The following is an 18,341-nucleotide window of genomic DNA, read 5'->3' on the forward strand; positions in this document are numbered from 1 at the left end:
TGTGATTCACAAAAATGACTTTACAAAGCCGCCTACTGTTGTCAACTTCAGACTTAGCAGAGCAGCACCGCTACCCAGAAGTCCTGGGATCCACAGGTTGATAGACCGAGAAGGTACTGCTTTCTTCGGCAGGATTTAGCTTGAAGGTAAAATAATTTCCGGCGTTGCTGATCCCCAGTATGATTTTATCTGCCAATCTATTGGCCACCAGAATATTTAATAGATCGATTCATCCCTTAAATCAGCAACGGCTAATTTCCAAAGTCAAAGGTTAAGGAAAGGTCAAAGCCCCCAAACCGTCCAAAGAGTCTTTACGCAGACTCACCACGGATGCATCTAATCCACGTTTATCCACAGACAGTTGGCAGCAATTTTCCCAACATCCTCACTCCTCTGGCACAATGAGGTGGTCAAATCCCTATGTTCAGTAAAGGTTTTTCCAGGTTTTGGTCCTAGCGCCTAAAAAATTATTTTCATTCCAGCTCGATCCGTTTCAACTTGACGCCATCGAGGCCCTCAATCAAGGACAGTCGGTGATCGTCTGTGCTCCCACGGGGTCTGGAAAGACTCTGGTGGGAGAATACGCTATCTATCGCGCCCTGCATGAAAAAAAGAGGGTGTTTTATACAACGCCCCTCAAGGCGCTTTCCAACCAAAAACTGCGAGATTTTCGTAACCAGTTTGGCCCCGACAACGTGGGACTCCTGACAGGTGACACCTCTGTCAATCGCAATGCGCCCATCTTGGTGATGACCACTGAGATCTTTCGCAATATGCTCTATGGCACCACCATGGGAGAGGTGGACAATGCCGTCCGCGATGTGCAAACCGTAGTGTTAGACGAGTGCCACTACATGAACGACCGTCAGCGCGGTACGGTCTGGGAAGAATCTATTATTTACTGTCCGCCAGAAATTCAGCTAGTGGGCCTGTCAGCCACAGTGGCTAACGGCGATCAGCTCACCGATTGGATTGCTAAAATCCATGGTCCCAGTCAGCTGATTTATTCAGACTTTCGACCCGTACCTTTGACCATGCATTTCGCCACAGGTAAAGGTATCTTTCCGCTCCTCAATGACAAAAAGACAGCTCTTCATGGTCGTCTAAAAAAGCACCGTAAACCACCTCGAGCCCAGAGGGGACAGAAAAAAAGGCCTGTCACAGCCAGTAATGCGTTTATCGTGACGCAGCTACAGCAGAGAGATATGCTGCCGGCCATTTTCTTTATTTTTAGCCGCAAGGGCTGTGATAAGTCTGTCCAGAGCATCAATAATTTGTCGTTGGTCAATCCGTCTGAGGCCTTTGTCCTCAAACGCCGGATTGATGATTTTTTAGAGGCCAATCCTGAAGCCGCTCGCGTCGGACAAGTTGAACCGCTCTACCATGGTGTGGCAGCCCACCATGCTGGATTACTCCCCGCCTGGAAAGGCCTGGTAGAGGAGCTATTCCAGGCGGGGCTAATCAAGGTGGTTTTTGCCACTGAAACCCTGGCAGCGGGAATCAACATGCCTGCTCGCACCACGGTCATTGGCAGTCTATCTAAACGTACGGACAGCGGCCATCGGCTCCTCCATGCCTCAGAATTCTTGCAGATGGCGGGTCGAGCCGGACGTCGTGGCATGGATGTAGAAGGCCATGTGGTGACGGTGGAAACGCCCTTTGAGGGAGCCAAAGAGGCCAGTAGTTTAGCTCTGGCCAAACCCGATCCGCTGATCAGCCAGTTCACCCCCAGCTATGGGATGGTGCTCAATTTGCTGCAGAATCATTCGCTAACAGCTACCCGCGATCTAGTAGAGCGCAGCTTTGGGCAGTATCTCTCTACCTTGCATCTGAGCCCTCAACAACAGGCCATTGACGATGTTGAGCACAATATTAAGCTTATCCGTGAGCAGCTAGAAGCCGTCGGGGACGATACCATCGCGGAATACGCCAAGCTTAAAGAACGTTTGCGCGAGGAACGCCGTTTGCTCAAAATTTTGGACAAACAGGCCATGGAAACCCTGGCCAGTGACCTGAGCACGGCGATCAATTTTGCGGTTCCGGGAACTATTTTATCCCTTAAAGGCAAGCATATTCAGGTCCACAATCCTCTGCCGGCAGTGATTGTGGACAAAGTGGCCGGGCCGGGACAGGCGCCCTATCTAGTCTGTCTGACCTATGAAAACCAGTGGATTATGGCGGCCCCCCGCGATGTTTTTGCACTCTATGAAAAGTACGGACGCATTGACGCGGTCGATCATCTGTCGCCGCCAGCGGCTCTATCCGTAAAAGCAGGTGACAAGTTCCCTGGGGATGAGACTAGCACCGCCCTGGCTAAGCAGGTGCCCACGGCACTGCCCACCCTAGATGAGCTAGCTCCCGAGGTCAAAGAACAGCGAGAGCGCATGTATGCGGTCGAAACTGAACTCAAAACGCATCCCTTAAATAAGTTTGGTAAACCTAAATCATTCTTGAAAAAGCAGCAGCGCATTCAGCTGTTGGAGGAAGAACTACGCGATCGCAAAGCCAAGTATCAAAAATATGCCAGCCGCTACTGGGAAGAATTCCTCAACCTGATGGCTATTCTTGAGGAGTTTGGCGGTCTTGAAAATGACCGACCCACAAACTTTGGCAAAATGGCCGCAGCCATTCGCGGTGAAAACGAACTGTGGCTAGCGCTGGCCTTGGGTTCTGGAGAATTTGACCACTTGCCTCCCCACCAATTTGCAGCGGCCTGTGCCGCCATCGTTACCGAAATCACTCGCCCCGATACCTGGACCCGCTACCGCACCTCCAAGTCAGTCATAGAGGCCCTCGAAGGTCTACGCCCACTCCGTCGCCAAATGTTTCAACAGCAGCGGCGCTACCAGGTTACTCTCCCCGTTGCACTGGAATGGAACCTGATTGCCCTAGTAGAGCAGTGGGCGTTAGAAACCGAGTGGAACGAGTTATGCCGCAATACCAGCCTCGACGAGGGTGATGTGGTCCGCATTCTGCGCCGGACCCTTGATATTTTGGCCCAGATTGCCCATGTTCCATTTCTACCCACGACTCTCAAGTCAACTGCCCGCCAGGCCGCTTATTTGCTCAATCGTTTTCCCATCAATGAGGCAAACAATGCTCCTAACCTCCCCGATGGGGATACTGAAGAGGGTGAGAGTGAGGATAACGGGAACGCCCCTGAAACAGAATAACGTCAGCTCAATCGTCCCACTGTTTACTGTCCCTCGTCTTTTTTACCACCGCCCATTGCTCCATGACCTCCTCTTCCCTACCGATCCATCCCAAAGCGCTATCCCGTGCCCAGCGAGCTGTGCGCTGCGGCCCGTTTTATATGAAGCTGCTCGTGGCGATGCGATCGCAAAGCGTTTCCCTCAGAGCCATCAGCGACGACCGTGGCATGCTCAGTGGATATACCCGGCAACCACTTTCAGACGTCGCCGTCGATAACCACCTCAGCTGGCTAATGACCCTAGGCATTGTTCGCAGGGAAGTCGACGGTCAAGGCTTAACCGATAGTTTTCGGCTCACCCCCATGGGCCGTCAGCTAGTGGAGCAATGGGACACAGCAGGTCGTCCGGATTCCACAGGCAGTCTCCTGGATTATTTACTCAACACCAGAAACCGTTGGTTAAGACTACCGACCTGGCTATAAAAGTCTGGTTATTTTTGAGACCACAAACCGTTACAACAGGCGTCAACATCAACGATGTCTAAAGGATAAAGTTTGGGTAAGGTTATGCAATAGTGCCAATCTATCCGCATTTTCTAGCTTGACGCAGTACGATAGCCAAGACCTTGTATCGAAAAATCGTTATTCCAATCTTGATATTTGAACTTGATATTTCAACCATTAATACTGCATTTGGACCGGGAGACGCTCTAGTATGAAGGCCATTATGGTAGTGGGGACAACCTCCCACGCAGGGAAATCTCTACTTGTTACAGCACTTTGTCGGATGCTGAGTCGCCGTGGCTGGCGTGTCGCCCCCTTCAAGGGGCAAAACACAGCTCTTAACGCCTACGTCACCGCTAATGGTGCTGAAATTGGCTATGCCCAAGCCGTGCAGGCCTGGGCTGCAGGCGTTCCGCCCCAGGCCGAAATGAACCCGGTCTTACTAAAACCCCAAGGTAATACCCCCACCTCCCAGGTGATTATCAAAGGGCGTCCTGTTGGCCAGACCACAGCCACCCACTACTATGAAACCTATTTCGAAACCGGGTGGCAGGCAGTCCAAGAAAGTCTGGCTCGATTGGGTCAAGAATTTGATCTGCTAATTTGTGAAGGCCATGGCAACCCGGCTGAGATTAATATTAAACATCGTGATCTAGCCAATATGCAGATTGCGAAAGCACTAAAAGCCCCCACCATCCTGGTAACCGACATCGACCGGGGTGGGGCATTTGCCCACATCGTTGGCACCCTGGAACTGCTTGAGCCGGATGAACGCGATCTGATCAAAGGCATCATCATCAATAAATTTCGCGGTCAAAAGAGCCTGCTACAGCCAGGTATCGACTGGATCCAAAAACGTACCGGCATTCCCGTACTCGGCGTAATTCCCTGGCTTGATAGCGGGTTTCCAGCAGAAGATTCCCTCTCACTGATGGATCGCCCCCTCGAAAAACAATCCGCCGAACTCAACATTGCCGTCATTCGGCTGCCCAGAATTTCGAACTTTACTGATTTTGATCCCCTAGAAGCAGAGCCCTCCGTTAATGTCAGGTACCTCAGCCCTAAGGATGACTTAGGACACCCCGACGCCGTGATTTTGCCCGGTACTAAGACAGCAATTGCCGATCTACTGATTTTGCAACGTACTGGCATGGCCGAAGCCATTCAAAACTATGCATCTGCAGGGGGTACCGTACTGGGTATCTGTGGTGGGTTCCAGCTCATGGGACAGATGCTCGCCGATCCAGAAGGCTTAGAAGGCCAAGAAGGCCGCTTCCGGGGATTAAGTATCCTTCCTCTGCGCACAGTCATTACCCAAAACAAAGTGGCACGCCAGCGGTCAGTGAGTTCTAAATATCCCCAAGAAGGGTTACCGGTCAATGGGTATGAAATTCATCACGGTCGCACTCAGCTGGTGATGACGCCTGAAGGTGGGGAGCCAGGACCCAAATTTCAGCCCATTTTTGACGATCGCAGCCTGGGCATTGTAGATGAAACGGAGTCCCTATGGGGCACCTATCTACACGGCATCTTCGACAACGGCCCCTGGCGACGAGCGTGGCTCAATCGTCTGCGACAGCAGCGTGGCCTCGGATCTTTACCCACCGGCATTGCCAACTACCGTGAACAGCGAGACGCCATGCTCAACGACCTCGCCAATACGGTTGAGCAATACGTCAACCTTGACCCAATTCTGACCCAGCCCTAAAAAACGCGAGCTAACGGACCAGACCATGGGACCATATGGTCTATTGGTCTTCTAAAGGTTAGCTATGCCCCTTATCGATATTGCACTGTTGGCCATGGGTGGTTTGGCAGCAGGGGGATTAGCCGGCCTGCTTGGCATTGGTGGTGGCGTCCTGATGGTGCCCTTACTGTTGGTATTTGGCCTAGATGTGGACCAAGCGGCAGCAACCAGCTTATTAGCTATTCTCGTTACGGCCACCACAGGTAGTTTTCAAAACTGGCGCATGGGGCACCTGCAACCCAAACAGGTTTTACTGCTAGCAGGTCCGGCCATCGTCCTCGTGCTCATCGGCACAGAAGTTGGAGGATTATTAGTAGAGCATTGGCGCAGAGCCGCATTTGGCGGTCTACTACTCGCCAATATCTACCTAGTCAGTCTTAAAAAACAGATTGCCACTACCACAGCCCCGGCCAGCCAGCTCTCCCCCACTGCCGCCCGTCTAATTACCGGTGGCACATCGGGATTTATGGCCGGACTATTTGGCGTTGGTGGCGGCGTCATTATGGTGCCACTCCAGGTTCTATTGATGAACAGCGACCTAAAAAACGCTGTGCGCAACAGCCTGGGAGTCATTGTCCTCACCTCCCTAGTTGCCTGTGTTTATAACAGCATCAGAGGAGATATTCTCTATGGCGCTGGGCTGAGTCTCGGGCTAGGTGGTCTCGTGGGGGTACAAATAAGTACTCGCTTTCTACCTAAACTACCTGAGCAGACTATTGGTTTACTATTTCGACTATTACTCTGTTTTCTGGCAACGTATGTTTTTTGGCAAGCATGGCAAGCATGGCAAGCCTATGGGGCCTAGCCATAAAAAAGGATACCGGCCTAGACCAGTACCCATGGCTAGCTTTAAAGACTAACCGTTGCATACACTCATGCATTTCTGTTAAACCCCGCAGGTTATTCCTAGTAGATGGGGACAAATGCCGCCCAGCATTAGGTTCCTGTCTTCTTACTGCTGGTCTGAATGTAAAGGATGAGCAGAAATACAGTTGGGACAAAGACAAACAGGATGCTTGCTACAAACCCTAGATTATTGACTTCCATAGGACTTAGCGATTATTTCTCTCAACAACAAACCATATGGCTAAGCATAGCACTCTGCTTCAACGCAATAAACCGATCAACAGTTGGATTACTAGCGACCATATCCCCTAAAGCCAGCAGGATTTAGACCTGCTGGCGCCGGGTACTCCTATCATAGTTGCTAAATTCATAACAGCTATTTCTTTGGTTTGGTGACCACGCTAATCGGCCCATCAACCAATGTCTGACAAGCTAGACGGCAGTTAGCAGGGCGCTTTTTAAGCCTTTTTTCTTCAACCGCCGTGCGCGGCGACAAATTATCTAACCCTTCAGCGATCTCTACAACGCACAGCGCACACTGGCCGTAGCCACCGCAGTTCATCATTTTGCCGGTCAAGGTATAAATGTCAATACGATTGTCTATAGCCTTTTGGCGAAGGTTTGCGCCATCCGCCGCTGTAATCTCAACATCTTCTTTAACAAACTTAATAGTGGGCATCGAATGGCTCCAAAGGCAACCTCTATATAAAGTCGAGCATGCCGCAATCGGCAGGGCCCTAAACAATCTAACTTGCGCTGGATTATGAACTCTAGTTACACTTCTTTATACACTTTAATCTTTGAATTTGAGTGGACTAGTCCGTCGGGAATCGTTTGGATTCACTACCGCAATACGCTATCTAATTTTTTCCTTGTGGAAAATTAATTATCTTTGGCTTCAACGTTGGAGGCCATCAGCTGATCTGGTAGCCTATTTGTATCGGTATTTTAATGTACGGCTAACAATTCCAAACTAGGAGGAGGCACGTAGTCAATGGGACTACCCTGGTACCGGGTACATACAGTCGTGGTTAACGATCCCGGACGACTGATTTCTGTACACCTTATGCATACTGCCCTTGTGGCAGGCTGGGCTGGCTCGATGGCCCTGTTTGAGCTAGCTACCTTTGATCCAAGTGATCCTGCTCTGAACCCCATGTGGCGTCAGGGCATGTTTGTCATGCCCTTTATGGCTCGCCTGGGTGTGAGCGGGTCTTGGGGCGGCTGGAGTGTGACTGGAGAAACGGGTGTTGATCCTGGCTTCTGGTCATTTGAAGGCGTTGCGATCGCACACATCGTGCTGTCTGGCTTGCTATTCTTAGCAGCCGTTTGGCACTGGGTTTTCTGGGATTTAGATCTATTCCGTGACCCCCGAACTGGTGAGCCCGCTTTGGACTTACCCAAAATGTTCGGTATTCACCTGTTCTTATCTGGTTTACTTTGTTTTGGTTTCGGAGCGTTCCACCTGACGGGCGTTTGGGGACCGGGTATGTGGGTGTCTGACCCCTTTGGTCTGACCGGTCACGTGCAACCAGTGGCCCCAGAGTGGGGGCCGGCTGGATTTAATCCCTATAATGCTGGCGGTATTGTGGCTCACCACATCGCAGCCGGTATTGTCGGTATTGTGGCGGGTTTATTTCACCTGACCGTTCGTCCACCCCAGCGTCTTTATAAGGCGTTGCGTATGGGTAACATCGAGACCGTACTGTCCAGCAGTATTGCTGCTGTATTCTTTGCGGCCTTTGTAGTTGCCGGTACTATGTGGTACGGCAATGCGGCCACTCCTGTTGAGCTGTTTGGTCCTACCCGTTTTCAGTGGGATGCCAGCTACTATCAGCAGGAAATCGAGCGTCGTGTTCAGGCTGACATGTCTAACGGTCTAAGTCGCACAGAGGCTTATGAGAATATCCCTGAGAAGTTAGCTTTCTATGACTATGTGGGTAACAACCCTGCTAAGGGCGGCTTATTCCGCGTAGGTCCTATGGACAGTGGTGACGGTATTGCCACTGGCTGGCTAGGACACCCCGTCTTTACGGATTCTGAAGGTCGTGAGCTTTCGGTTCGCCGAATACCTAACTTCTTCGAGACCTTTCCCGTTGTTTTGACTGACTCTAGCGGCGTGATTCGGGCCGATATTCCCTTCCGTCGTGCTGAGTCTCAGTTCAGTATTGAGCAAACTGGTGTAACAGCTACCTTCTATGGTGGTGCGCTTGATGGTGAAACTATCAAGGACCCCGCTAGAGTTAAGCGTTATGCCCGCAAGGCACTCCTAGGTGAGCCTTTCGAGTTTGACCTCGAGGCCATGGATTCTGACGGTGTATTCCGCTCTAGTCCCCGTGGTTGGTTTACCTTTGGTCATGCGGTGTTTGCCTTGCTGTTCTTCTTTGGCCACATCTGGCATGGTTCCCGTACTCTATACCGCGATGTATTCGCTGGTGTGGATCCTGACCTCTCTGAGGAGCAGGTGGAGTGGGGATTCTTCCAGAAAGTGGGAGACAAGACTACTCGCACAGCGAATCGTTAGGTACAAGCCTTAGGCTAGGAAAATGGCCCAGCGAATGTATTCCGCTGGGCCATTTTTTTGGAATAATAGATAATATCCATAGAAGCTCTTGTTTGTGTCTACATCTATGGTGCTGAATTTTAATTAGGTAGGACCCAATCATGGAAAGTGTTGCTTACATTCTGATTTTTACCTGTATCATCGGTACACTGTTTTTTGCGATCGCATTTCGCGAACCCCCTCGGATCAAGAAAGACTAATCAATCATGGCTTTTATACCTGGGCTACTAGCTGATAGATAGCATTGGGTAGTCTAGGATTAGGGTCAGATATCAGACGTCTTAACCCATGAGTGACATAATAGGGGCACTGACTTCTTTGCTTTTAACGAAGTTGGCCTCTATTTTTATTTTATGCGTGGTCTAATGAGCAAGACCCGCTCCCCTGATTTCGGGTTAACTTGTCTATGCAGTGTCCCTTCTGCCAGCATGCTAATAATCGCGTCTTAGAATCCCGAGCGGCAGAAGCCGGTCGTAGCATTCGCCGTCGCCGCGAATGCTTAAAGTGCAATGGCCGATTTACCACCTATGAACGCATTGAATATATACCCATTACCGTGGTGAAACGTAACGGTGACAGGGAACTGTTTAATCGTTCCAAGCTCCTCAGGGGAATCGCTCGAGCCTGCGAAAAAACAGGTCTAGAAGCAACTCGCCTCGACGCCATAGTCGATACCATTGAAATGGATTTGCAGCAACGCTCTACAAGGGAAATTACCAGTGCCGATATTGGTGAGCTGGTTTTGCAGCAGCTTAAATCATTAAATGAAGTCGCCTATGTGCGGTTTGCCTCTGTATATCGCCAGTTCAGCGGTATACGTGATTTTGCAGATACCCTAAACCAGCTGCAGTCGGAAGATATCTCTACCGCCAATGTTTACAGGACCAATGGCAGTAATCACAATGGATCTGCCGTGACGGTGTAGCCGCTATCTCAACTTGACACTGAGGCCCTATTTTATCGCCATCTAAAATTAATACCGTCACAGTCAGTGACAGCAGGACTAAATTCACTTATCATAAATAGTCTTGCTAAGGTTTGTGTATGTTGCTGATTTACAGTGTGGGTTTCCATGTTCAGCCCCACTGAATGTTTAGGGTTGCTCACTTTGCAAGGCTCTAAGCTTTCGACCTAATTTAGGTTCGAAAGTCAGCACTGGAATAGTGTCAACGCCCATTCCAGCAAACTGTCTGCACAGAGTTATTTATCAGGGATAACGGTAGCTCATTTTGAGGATGCCCTTAGCCTTGTCTGAGATAAGATCTGGATCAATGTAGGGGCGGCACACAGACCCGTAACATGTCCACTCAATTATGGAGAAACCGTAGGAAACATCTAGCATGGTCAATTTTGAAACGAAAGAAGCCGATATTGGTTTTACTCATGAAGACTTTGAAGCTTTATTAGATAAGTACGATTACCATTTCAGTCCTGGGGACATTGTGCCAGGGACCGTTTTTAGCATTGAGCCTCGAGGTGCTCTAATTGACATTGGCGCAAAAACCGCTGCGTATTTGCCCATTCAGGAGATGTCAATCAACCGTGTTGAGGCTGCTGATGAAGTGCTTCAGTCCAATGAGACTCGTGAATTTTTCATCCTCACAGATGAAAATGAAGATGGCCAGCTAACCCTCTCCATCCGTCGCATTGAGTACATGCGGGCATGGGAACGGGTACGTCAACTCCAGAATGAGGACGCTACCGTTCGTTCCGATGTTTTCGCAACCAACCGTGGTGGAGCCCTAGTCAGAATTGAGGGATTACGTGGATTTATTCCTGGTTCTCACATCAGCACCCGCAAGCCCAAGGAAGACCTGGTTGGCGAAGCATTACCCCTCAAGTTTCTAGAAGTTGATGAAGAGCGCAACCGTCTGGTGCTCAGCCATCGTCGAGCTCTGGTTGAGCGCAAGATGAATGGCCTCCAGGTCGGCGAAGTTGTCATCGGTGCAGTTCGTGGCCTCAAGCCCTACGGTGCTTTCATCGACATTGGTGGCGTCAGTGGTCTGTTGCACATCTCTGAGATATCCCATGATCACATTGACACTCCCAATACGGTGCTCAATGTTAATGACGAGATCAAGGTAATGATCATTGATCTTGATGCTGAGCGCGGTCGGATTTCCCTGTCTACTAAGCAGCTTGAACCTGAGCCCGGTGACATGGTTAAAAACCCCGATATCGTGTTTGAAAAAGCAGAGGAGATGGCCGAGCGCTATCGTCAACAACTGCTGAAAGCAGCAGAAGCAGAGGCCGCCGCCGCCGCTGGTGAAGATGTCGGAGTGACCGAAGAAGAAGAAGAAGAAGCTTACACCGAGGAAGAAGATCCTGCTTTAGCGGTTGCTGAGTAGTTTGCTACTTTGATGACAAAGTAGGACGCCGTTAATACCCCTATCTAATTGGAAATATTAGGGCGCTTAACGTTTAACTAGTTTATTTGATCTAAATGTGGGGCCTAGGCTCCACATTTTTTTATTGGCAATGGAAAAAAAGTCTGTGGTTACGCTTGCCTGCAACGGTCAAATATTTAAAGATATCCACGCTGTTTTTTTAGATAAGGACGGCACCCTGGCAGACGTTGCCACCTACCTCAGCCAGCTTGGGCATATCCAAGCTCAGCTGATGGAGCAGGCGTTATCGGGAACCCATGAACTAACCCTCCAGGCCTTGGGATTTAACGCGGATGGATTAACCGCCTCTGGATTATTAGCTGTGGGTAGTCGTCAAGAAACCATTATGGGAATAGCCACAGTGGCTGCCCTGGTGGGTTGTCCATGGGTAAAGGCAATAGACCTGGCTATAGCGACTCTAAAGGCAGCGGATCAACAATGTAGTCCTAAAGCTCTATATACTCCACTTTTGCCAGGGGCCTTAGATTTTTTGCAAAGGCTCAGGCTGGCCGGTCTCAAGATCATCATGGTGTCAGCTGACTCCCAACATAATCTTGAGAGTTTTGTGCAACACCATCATTTGCAAACCTATTTTGACGTGCTGCAGGGAGTAACCAGGGAAAATCCTACTAAGATGTCTGCCGATTTTTTGTCCACTGCCTGCCAAGCCATCGACATTGAACCTGCTCAAGGGGTGGTGATTGGAGATGCCGCCAGTGATTTACATATGGCCCTGCCAACCCGTGGGTTTATCGGTTATTTGGGAGGATGGCGGCCTCCTTTATCAAAGACAGATATCTTGGGAGACGGCTGTAGCAGAGCATCACTGGTCCATAGCTTTACCACAGACTTTAGCCAGATTGTGCTGACTTAGGAGCCGGACTATTTCCGTAGGAAACGCTTTGCGCTAGGCTTGCCCATGCCCACAGGGCTATACGACTTCGCTCAGTCCTCTACCTATAGGGCTGAGGAGTATAGATTTTGTTGATTCCTTCATCCTCAAGCCGAAATACAATATCCCTGATATAAAAATAGAGGTGACAAAATGCCCCCTCTAAATTCAACCTTGATTCGCACAAATGTACGTTTAATTAACAGCTATTATGTTGCCTCAGTCAGTCGGACTCAAGTGACACCTTGTCAGAGTTAGTAGAATTATGATGCTAAAAAATCGGTTGATGGAAGGTCCATAGACTGACACGGTACACTGGAGTACAAAGCTATTGAGTTTAGAGATTAGCTGATGTCGCCATTTCCAGCCCATCGCCCTAAACGGCTAACTTTGGGGCCGCTAGAAGCTGAGATCTTGAATATCCTATGGGACGTGGGCACCACCTCAGCAACGGTGATTCACAACCACATTTTGGAAGATATTGATCGTGATTTGACCTATTCATCGGTGGCCACTGTATTGAGGCGTTTAGAGGCCAAAGGTTGGATAGCTAAGCGACGGGTGGGGCGAGCCTACCACTGGGAGCCTTTACTGTCAGCAGGCAGTGCCAAAATTCTGCAATCCCATGAGCGATTGCAGCAATTTTTGGCCGCCAGCAACCCAGATATTGTGGCTGCCTTTGCCGATAGCCTCGATCAGGACAGTCTTGACCAGCTCGAAGCAATTACCTTAAGGATTCAAACAGCGCGGCGGGCGCAGAAGCGGCAGGAGGAGCAACCATGATGCACATGAGCTTACTGGTGGGTGCGATCGCAATGGCTATACTCCTACGCTTAGCCCTAACTCACCGTTGTCTGCAGAACTCCCACTGGTTAGCCGTGCTATCCCTTTTGGTCGTTCCTCCCCTACTTTTAATGACAACGGCCATGGCCATTATCATCATGGGTCCCCATGGCCATGCATTTACGCCCCTAGAAAGATGGCTTAGCTATGGTATCGCCTGGTTCTTTGTCCTCATCAGTGGAGGTCTACTCGTCCATTTAGGTTGGCAAGCATACAACAGTATTCTCCATATCCAGCAATATCCTCAGCAGCTGGTCCAAAAGACTCCTAGCCGCGTTTTGGACGACGACACCGTCTTTAGCGCCCAAATCGGTCTCTGGTCGTCAGAAATGGTCATCAGCCAGGGTCTGCTTGACACCTTAGATAGAGAACATCTTGCCGCTGTTATCGCCCATGAAAAAGCCCATCATTACTATCGCGATACATTTTGGTTCTTTTGGCTAGGCTGGCTGCGACGTCTCAGTAGCTGGCTGCCCTACACCGAGGACCTTTGGCAAGAACTGCTGCTACTCAGAGAGATTCGCGCCGATAACTGGGCCACACAGTTTGTCGAACGGCTCACCCTGGCGGAGTCCCTAGTGCAGGTGATAGCTGCCCCGCTGTCGCCAGTCACAGTGGCTAATTTTAGTTGTACAACCCCTAGCAGTCGACTAAGCCGTCGCATTGATGCTCTACTGTCAGAGACCACCGATTATGGGTTTACCCCTCAGTGGTCATGGATTACGTCCGGCTGTTGTGCAGGAATCGCACTAGGTCTGATACCTTTATTCTCCATCCCGTTCCATTACTGAGGACTGCTCTGAGGAGTTCTCACCCATCGGTTCTGGCGGTCGTAGATGTCCCTAAAAAGGAACGTCTGGCCCTGGCTTTGTGGAAGGTTTGTCAGAGTCACCAGAATCAGTCGGTTCGGTCTCGTCATCCAAGTTTACAATTTGACCGTTAAAGAACTGAGCAAAGCTTTTAACACTACGCTCTAGGTCACTCTCTGTCTGCCATTCAGCAACAGATGGTGGGTCAACGGGGTGAGCTGTTACAGCAGTGGTAGGCGCTGGCGACGCTGGTGATGCATCATGACTAGGCTGGCTGGGCTGTTTAGGCGGGCTGACCGGTTGTCCTGCGGACGCTGGCACAGGAGACACTGGCACAACAGGAGGCGCTGGCACGCTGCTGCGTGGCACTGGTGTCGCTAAGGCCGCCGCTGGTTCAGCGACACCAGTACCTGGGGCTACTACCATCGCAACCCGCAGTTTGTGACCAAAGACTTGCTCAAAGGCCGCTTCTACATTACTCAAACGATTCTGGGCCATCTGCATCAGCTTGTCATTGGTGATGCCCACATCAGCTTCCACCCCATCACAGGCCAATAGCTGGCCATGTTGACGCATCAACACGGCAGTACCCATGGGAATCGCACCGCTCTTAGCCATGCGCATCATCTGAGTCACAATTTTTGCCCAAATATCGTTAAGACTTCCCATGGCAGGGGCTTCTGCCATTTTTTGAGACGGAGTTGGCTGATTTTTGTTAGGACTGCTGGCCTCTCGACGGGGCGCAGGCAACGGCTCTGCCTTATTAGGTTGAGAGGGCTGAGCGGGTTGAGAAAGTTGAGAGGGCGGTACAGAGGACTTAAGGGGCTGTTGTGGCTCTGGCTGTCGGGCTGGCTCAACGGCTGGCAGTGAGGATTTTTTGGCTGGTGGCGCTACCACCAATGGTTTAATGGGCGGTACAGCAGGGACGGGGGTGACGGCTGTGACCGATGGGGCCGCTACCCCTGAGTGTCCCTGGGCTGATGGGAGTAGACCCATCAGGGTAATTTCTAACCACAGCCGGGGCTGAGTTGTATTTTTAACCTGCACTTCAGCAGCGCGTAAATGCTGTTGACTAGAAAGCAATAGGGACAGCGGCAATGCTTGGGCAAAGGGCACCATTTCCGCCCAAATTGGGGCCGTAATGGCCACTAAGTCACGGCGCTCTCCCGCCGTTTTAGCAATCAGTAAATCCCGATAAAAAGCCACTAGACTCTGGAGTACCATCAGCGGCTCTCGCCCCCGGTCCATGAGCTGACGGGCTAAAATCAGCACCTGGGCACCGTCATCAGCCCCCACCGCCTGCACTAGAGCCAGCAGATCTCGCTCGGAAACAGCTCCCACCAGATCCCACACAGCTTCAATGGTGATTTCTCCATCCATGAGTCCCAGCTGATCGAGTAAGCTTTCAGCATCGCGCAAGCCCCCCTGAGACAGCTGAGCCACTAGCTGTAGGGCATCAGGGGCAATGGCAATAGCCTCTTGCTGGGCAATGTAGTCTAAGTGGTGCACCATCGCATCGAGGGGAATGCGACGAAAATCAAACCGCTGACAGCGAGAAATGATGGTGGGCAACACCCGCTGAGGGTCAGTGGTTGCCAGGACAAAGACAACGTGGGGTGGGGGCTCTTCTAAGGTTTTGAGCAAGGCATTAAAGGCAGCCGTACTCAGCATGTGCACCTCGTCGAGCACATAGAGCTTATGGCGGCACTGGACCGGGGCAAACTGTGCCCGTTCAATCAGCTCACGGATATTGTCAACACCGGTATTACTAGCGGCATCAATTTCGATGATATCGAGGGAAGCACCCACCGTTATCTCACGACAGACCTGGCATTGACCACAGGGCTCAGGGGTGGGGCCTTCGCTGCTCAAACAGTTGAGAGACTTCGCTAAAATTCGGGCGCTGGAGGTCTTACCTGTGCCCCGAGGACCACAAAAAAGATAGGCCGGGGCGATGCGATTTTGCTGAAGAGCATTGGAAAGTGTGGTTGCGATCGCACCCTGGCCCACAAGCTGAGCAAACGTTTGGGGGCGATACTTATGGTGCAGCGGTTCGTAGGCCATCGATACTATGCCCTACCTCAACAAAAGGACCATGCGTCGCTCAAAAAGTGGACTAGCCCATTATAAAAGCTACAGCAGCCGTTAGCTCATCGCCATTAGCTCATCACCACAGTGTCCTTAGTGCCCCAAGCCATCTGTAAATTTTTGATCAAACTAGGCCAGCGGCTAAATCGCTTACACAGGCGAACTTCATTCCCCTTAGAGGACCAATGCACTTGATCAAAAATTTGATGCAAGATAAAGAGACCACGGCCACAGTCTCCCATAATGCCGCTATCGTCCTTGTTGGGACTGACACCACACTCATGGGGAACGTCAAAGCCATTACCCTGGTCAGTAATGATCCACCAGTAGCTACCTTTAACCTCAGCATACTGGACAGACACATGCTTGCTTGGATCCAAACTATTGCCATGCTTGGCCGCATTGACTAATGCTTCTTGCAAACCTAGCCGTAGCTCATCATGCATCTGCAGCGGCGCACGCTCAAGTAAGGTATCAAGAATCGGACACAGATATAGAGTAGAGGCAAAGCTGAGTTTGTCCCACTTCACTCCCGTGGATAATGTCATCACACCAACCATGAAATCATTCCCAGAATCAAACTAATTGCCATCCATGGCAAACGCATAAGCTATCAGCAGGCGTAGATCTGAACGTTGAATTAAATCGATTGTGTAAAAGTAAAAACGAAGCTTTTCTAGCTTTTCTAAAAAGGTATGTAATGTGTGTTACAGGGAATTTATTAATTTTCCTATCTCTTACTAATATATCAGATATGCAATGAGACCAGGCTAGAAACAGGAAGAAGTATTGATTAAGTTACTAGCTTTATAGTCTTTACTTGCTTAAATGAAGCCAACACTTATGTGATTCTTTGCTGCCAAATAGTTTTTGAAACCTATATATAGGACAGATGTACACGTTGCAGCAGCATTTTCTTAAGCTACTTACAATGTTCTAAAAAGCGAAAAAGGGGCAGTTTCTTAGTCGTATTTTTGAACAGTCTTACAAAAGAGTAGCAATTGGCCAAAAATTGTCTTTATATGGACATTTTTTGGCCTCAAGACAGAGACTTAATTATCTCTGTCTTGAGATAATTAAATTTCGCTCAGGGGCTAATCATGTCATTTCTCTATTTCATACCTCTATAATGATATTGCTACGGTCAAGTAATTTTAGGATCAGCAATTTCACTTAGTTAAACCACGTCCAGGTTGAAAACTGTAGTAATTTCCTCTATGGAAAAACGCCTGGTCTGGACGTGGACAAGGGTTGACAACACCGAGTGCGCTTAGTTATTTAGGTAGTAGTTCGCCGCGTCGGCAACTATCTCTGAATCATCCTTGGCCAGTGTCGTCAGCACAGGCAACACAACCTCTGCCTGAGGAGTTTTCAGATAATTGCTCAGGGCTTGGGCCAGGCGATGGCGCACCTGCCAGTCTTCATTACTAGCAAAAGGTAGCAACAACGATACGCCCCGAGGATCTTTGAGCTCTCCCATAGCCCCAACAGCCGTGAGAGCAACTAGGTTATTTTCAGACTTGAGTGCCTGCTCTAAAAGGTTAAACCCTTCCTTCACACCCAGCTCTCCTAAACAAGCAACAATACTCATTTGAACAATCCATTCCGAGGTGTTGTTGTAGGCCGTTGCTAGATCATCGTAGGCGTCTACAAGTTTGAGCGCACCAATGGAGTCTGCCGCCGCCGCTTGTACATCGGCTTCTGGGTCGTGATAGAGCGCTCCTCTGAGAACAGTTAGCGATGTCTCTTTATCTTGCATTCCCAGAGAAGACATCTGACTAATGGCAGCATAGCGAACCCGAGAACTGTCATCGTTAATGACTGTTTGAATCAGCTCAAATGCCTGAGCAGGTTCAATTTCACGCAATAGGTTAATAGCTCTCAGCCGCTGTCCTAGATCTTCAGACGAGAGCTGCTGTTTGATTTGCTCGAGAGAGATTGCCATAGTCTAAAAAAGGTGATGCAACAAGTACGGGATAGCTCAGGTATATTGCTGTGCTAGTTCTCGCACAATATCACCACGGGTCAGAATGCCAATGACGTGTCTGTTATCGTCTACTACCAGCAATCGACGAATTTGTTTGTCATGCATGAGTTGAGCAGCCCGCTGGAGATCATCGTCAGCCTGCACCAGGGTCACCTTATGGGACATGACATCAGCAACGGTCTGCCCCAGAGCCTTATGAAGTTCCTGATTATAGCGAGCGGGATTAGTCAGATAAACCACACTATCTAAGAGCATCACATAGGCAGGTAGTGACGCGCCGCTAACCTGCCACATTAGGTCAGTTTCAGAAATCTCACCAACGGCTTCCCCTGCCTTGTCTACCACAGGTAAACCACTGATGCGATGGGTGGCCAGCAGTTGTACAGCATCCTTGAGCGGCATGTCAGGGGTAACTGTCAAAGGCGGTGCTGTCATCATCTCACCAACAGTTTTAGTCGCCGTTGTCTTTAAGACTGTTTTACGGGTCATAGGGCGCATAGGATAGGGACTGCGTACCTATCCAT

17 protein-coding genes are annotated in these 18,341 nt (G+C 50.0%); 11 read left to right on the top strand and 6 right to left on the bottom strand.

What is annotated here, in order from left to right; all coding sequences use genetic code 11:
- Positions 1 to 446 precede the first annotated feature (446 nt).
- From IQ260_RS00310 to IQ260_RS00325, 4 genes are all read left to right on the top strand, one after another.
- Positions 447 to 3,173, top strand: a complete 2,727-nt coding sequence (locus IQ260_RS00310; protein ID WP_193989771.1) for a DEAD/DEAH box helicase — start codon at positions 447 to 449, stop codon at positions 3,171 to 3,173.
- A 62-nt stretch (positions 3,174 to 3,235) separates the two neighbouring features.
- Positions 3,236 to 3,634 (top strand): Npun_F0494 family protein, encoded by a 399-nt coding sequence (locus IQ260_RS00315; protein WP_193989773.1) that lies wholly within the window; start codon positions 3,236 to 3,238, stop codon positions 3,632 to 3,634.
- A gap of 232 nt (positions 3,635 to 3,866) precedes the next feature.
- Positions 3,867 to 5,363, top strand: a complete 1,497-nt coding sequence (gene cobQ / locus IQ260_RS00320; RefSeq protein ID WP_193989774.1) for a cobyric acid synthase CobQ — start codon at positions 3,867 to 3,869, stop codon at positions 5,361 to 5,363.
- A 64-nt stretch (positions 5,364 to 5,427) separates the two neighbouring features.
- Positions 5,428 to 6,207 carry a sulfite exporter TauE/SafE family protein gene (locus IQ260_RS00325; protein ID WP_193989775.1) on the top strand — a complete coding sequence of 260 codons (780 nt, stop codon included), beginning with the start codon at positions 5,428 to 5,430 and terminating at the stop codon, positions 6,205 to 6,207.
- A gap of 131 nt (positions 6,208 to 6,338) precedes the next feature.
- Here the strand turns inward: IQ260_RS00325 and psbM are convergent, their stop codons facing one another.
- Together psbM and IQ260_RS00335 are read right to left on the bottom strand one after the other, a co-directional pair.
- Positions 6,339 to 6,449: a photosystem II reaction center protein PsbM gene (gene psbM, locus IQ260_RS00330; RefSeq protein WP_193989776.1), complete on the bottom strand. Its 111-nt coding sequence runs from the start codon at positions 6,447 to 6,449 to the stop codon at positions 6,339 to 6,341.
- 175 nt (positions 6,450 to 6,624) lie between these two features.
- Complete coding sequence (locus IQ260_RS00335; protein WP_193989777.1) at positions 6,625 to 6,927, bottom strand: 2Fe-2S iron-sulfur cluster-binding protein; 303 nt, start codon at positions 6,925 to 6,927, stop codon at positions 6,625 to 6,627.
- A gap of 315 nt (positions 6,928 to 7,242) precedes the next feature.
- Here IQ260_RS00335 and psbB point away from each other — a divergent pair, with 315 nt between their 5' ends.
- The 7 genes from psbB to IQ260_RS00370 all read left to right on the top strand — a co-directional run bounded on the left by psbB (position 7,243) and on the right by IQ260_RS00370 (position 13,724).
- Positions 7,243 to 8,772: a photosystem II chlorophyll-binding protein CP47 gene (psbB, locus tag IQ260_RS00340; protein ID WP_193989778.1), complete on the top strand. Its 1,530-nt coding sequence runs from the start codon at positions 7,243 to 7,245 to the stop codon at positions 8,770 to 8,772.
- 140 nt (positions 8,773 to 8,912) lie between these two features.
- Positions 8,913 to 9,011, top strand: a complete 99-nt coding sequence (locus IQ260_RS00345) for a photosystem II reaction center protein T (protein ID WP_006516453.1) — start codon at positions 8,913 to 8,915, stop codon at positions 9,009 to 9,011.
- A gap of 206 nt (positions 9,012 to 9,217) precedes the next feature.
- Positions 9,218 to 9,736: a transcriptional regulator NrdR gene (gene nrdR / locus IQ260_RS00350; protein WP_193989779.1), complete on the top strand. Its 519-nt coding sequence runs from the start codon at positions 9,218 to 9,220 to the stop codon at positions 9,734 to 9,736.
- Between the two features lie 415 nt (positions 9,737 to 10,151).
- Positions 10,152 to 11,159: a 30S ribosomal protein S1 gene (locus IQ260_RS00355; protein WP_193989780.1), complete on the top strand. Its 1,008-nt coding sequence runs from the start codon at positions 10,152 to 10,154 to the stop codon at positions 11,157 to 11,159.
- Positions 11,160 to 11,289: 130 nt separating this feature from the next.
- Positions 11,290 to 12,072 carry an HAD family hydrolase gene (locus IQ260_RS00360; protein WP_193989781.1) on the top strand — a complete coding sequence of 261 codons (783 nt, stop codon included), beginning with the start codon at positions 11,290 to 11,292 and terminating at the stop codon, positions 12,070 to 12,072.
- Between the two features lie 369 nt (positions 12,073 to 12,441).
- Positions 12,442 to 12,873 carry a BlaI/MecI/CopY family transcriptional regulator gene (locus IQ260_RS00365; protein WP_193989783.1) on the top strand — a complete coding sequence of 144 codons (432 nt, stop codon included), beginning with the start codon at positions 12,442 to 12,444 and terminating at the stop codon, positions 12,871 to 12,873.
- A complete protein-coding gene (locus tag IQ260_RS00370) occupies positions 12,870 to 13,724 on the top strand; it encodes a M56 family metallopeptidase (protein ID WP_193989785.1) in 855 nt (284 codons plus the stop codon). The genes IQ260_RS00365 and IQ260_RS00370 overlap by 4 nt, the downstream gene beginning before the upstream one ends.
- A gap of 51 nt (positions 13,725 to 13,775) precedes the next feature.
- Here the strand turns inward: IQ260_RS00370 and IQ260_RS00375 are convergent, their stop codons facing one another.
- The 4 genes from IQ260_RS00375 to IQ260_RS00390 all read right to left on the bottom strand — a co-directional run bounded on the left by IQ260_RS00375 (position 13,776) and on the right by IQ260_RS00390 (position 18,306).
- Positions 13,776 to 15,806 (bottom strand): DNA polymerase III subunit gamma/tau, encoded by a 2,031-nt coding sequence (locus IQ260_RS00375; protein WP_193989787.1) that lies wholly within the window; start codon positions 15,804 to 15,806, stop codon positions 13,776 to 13,778.
- Between the two features lie 95 nt (positions 15,807 to 15,901).
- On the bottom strand, positions 15,902 to 16,378 hold the full coding sequence (locus IQ260_RS00380; protein ID WP_228015301.1) for an ATP-binding protein: 477 nt from the start codon (positions 16,376 to 16,378) through the stop codon (positions 15,902 to 15,904).
- 722 nt (positions 16,379 to 17,100) lie between these two features.
- Positions 17,101 to 17,775 carry a HEAT repeat domain-containing protein gene (locus tag IQ260_RS00385; protein WP_193989791.1) on the bottom strand — a complete coding sequence of 225 codons (675 nt, stop codon included), beginning with the start codon at positions 17,773 to 17,775 and terminating at the stop codon, positions 17,101 to 17,103.
- A 36-nt stretch (positions 17,776 to 17,811) separates the two neighbouring features.
- Complete coding sequence (locus IQ260_RS00390) at positions 17,812 to 18,306, bottom strand: CBS domain-containing protein (RefSeq protein WP_193989792.1); 495 nt, start codon at positions 18,304 to 18,306, stop codon at positions 17,812 to 17,814.
- Between the last annotated feature and the right edge of the window lie 35 nt (positions 18,307 to 18,341).

Source organism: Leptolyngbya cf. ectocarpi LEGE 11479 (assembly GCF_015207065.1).
Taxonomy (GTDB): Bacteria; Cyanobacteriota; Cyanobacteriia; order Phormidesmidales; family Phormidesmidaceae; genus Leptothoe; species Leptothoe ectocarpi.

Excerpts from the sequence above, each read along its gene's own strand:
- IQ260_RS00315 (WP_193989773.1), top strand. The coding sequence starts at position 3,236 with ATGACCTCCTCTTCCCTACCGATCCATCCCAAAGCGCTATCCCGTGCC.
- cobQ (WP_193989774.1), top strand. The coding sequence starts at position 3,867 with ATGAAGGCCATTATGGTAGTGGGGACAACCTCCCACGCAGGGAAATCT.
- IQ260_RS00325 (WP_193989775.1), top strand. The coding sequence starts at position 5,428 with ATGCCCCTTATCGATATTGCACTGTTGGCCATGGGTGGTTTGGCAGCA.
- psbM (WP_193989776.1), bottom strand. The coding sequence starts at position 6,449 with ATGGAAGTCAATAATCTAGGGTTTGTAGCAAGCATCCTGTTTGTCTTT.
- IQ260_RS00335 (WP_193989777.1), bottom strand. The coding sequence starts at position 6,927 with ATGCCCACTATTAAGTTTGTTAAAGAAGATGTTGAGATTACAGCGGCG.
- psbB (WP_193989778.1), top strand. The coding sequence starts at position 7,243 with ATGGGACTACCCTGGTACCGGGTACATACAGTCGTGGTTAACGATCCC.
- IQ260_RS00345 (WP_006516453.1), top strand. The coding sequence starts at position 8,913 with ATGGAAAGTGTTGCTTACATTCTGATTTTTACCTGTATCATCGGTACA.
- nrdR (WP_193989779.1), top strand. The coding sequence starts at position 9,218 with ATGCAGTGTCCCTTCTGCCAGCATGCTAATAATCGCGTCTTAGAATCC.
- IQ260_RS00355 (WP_193989780.1), top strand. The coding sequence starts at position 10,152 with ATGGTCAATTTTGAAACGAAAGAAGCCGATATTGGTTTTACTCATGAA.
- IQ260_RS00360 (WP_193989781.1), top strand. The coding sequence starts at position 11,290 with ATGGAAAAAAAGTCTGTGGTTACGCTTGCCTGCAACGGTCAAATATTT.
- IQ260_RS00365 (WP_193989783.1), top strand. The coding sequence starts at position 12,442 with ATGTCGCCATTTCCAGCCCATCGCCCTAAACGGCTAACTTTGGGGCCG.
- IQ260_RS00370 (WP_193989785.1), top strand. The coding sequence starts at position 12,870 with ATGATGCACATGAGCTTACTGGTGGGTGCGATCGCAATGGCTATACTC.
- IQ260_RS00375 (WP_193989787.1), bottom strand. The coding sequence starts at position 15,806 with ATGGCCTACGAACCGCTGCACCATAAGTATCGCCCCCAAACGTTTGCT.
- IQ260_RS00380 (WP_228015301.1), bottom strand. The coding sequence starts at position 16,378 with ATGACATTATCCACGGGAGTGAAGTGGGACAAACTCAGCTTTGCCTCT.
- IQ260_RS00385 (WP_193989791.1), bottom strand. The coding sequence starts at position 17,775 with ATGGCAATCTCTCTCGAGCAAATCAAACAGCAGCTCTCGTCTGAAGAT.
- IQ260_RS00390 (WP_193989792.1), bottom strand. The coding sequence starts at position 18,306 with ATGACCCGTAAAACAGTCTTAAAGACAACGGCGACTAAAACTGTTGGT.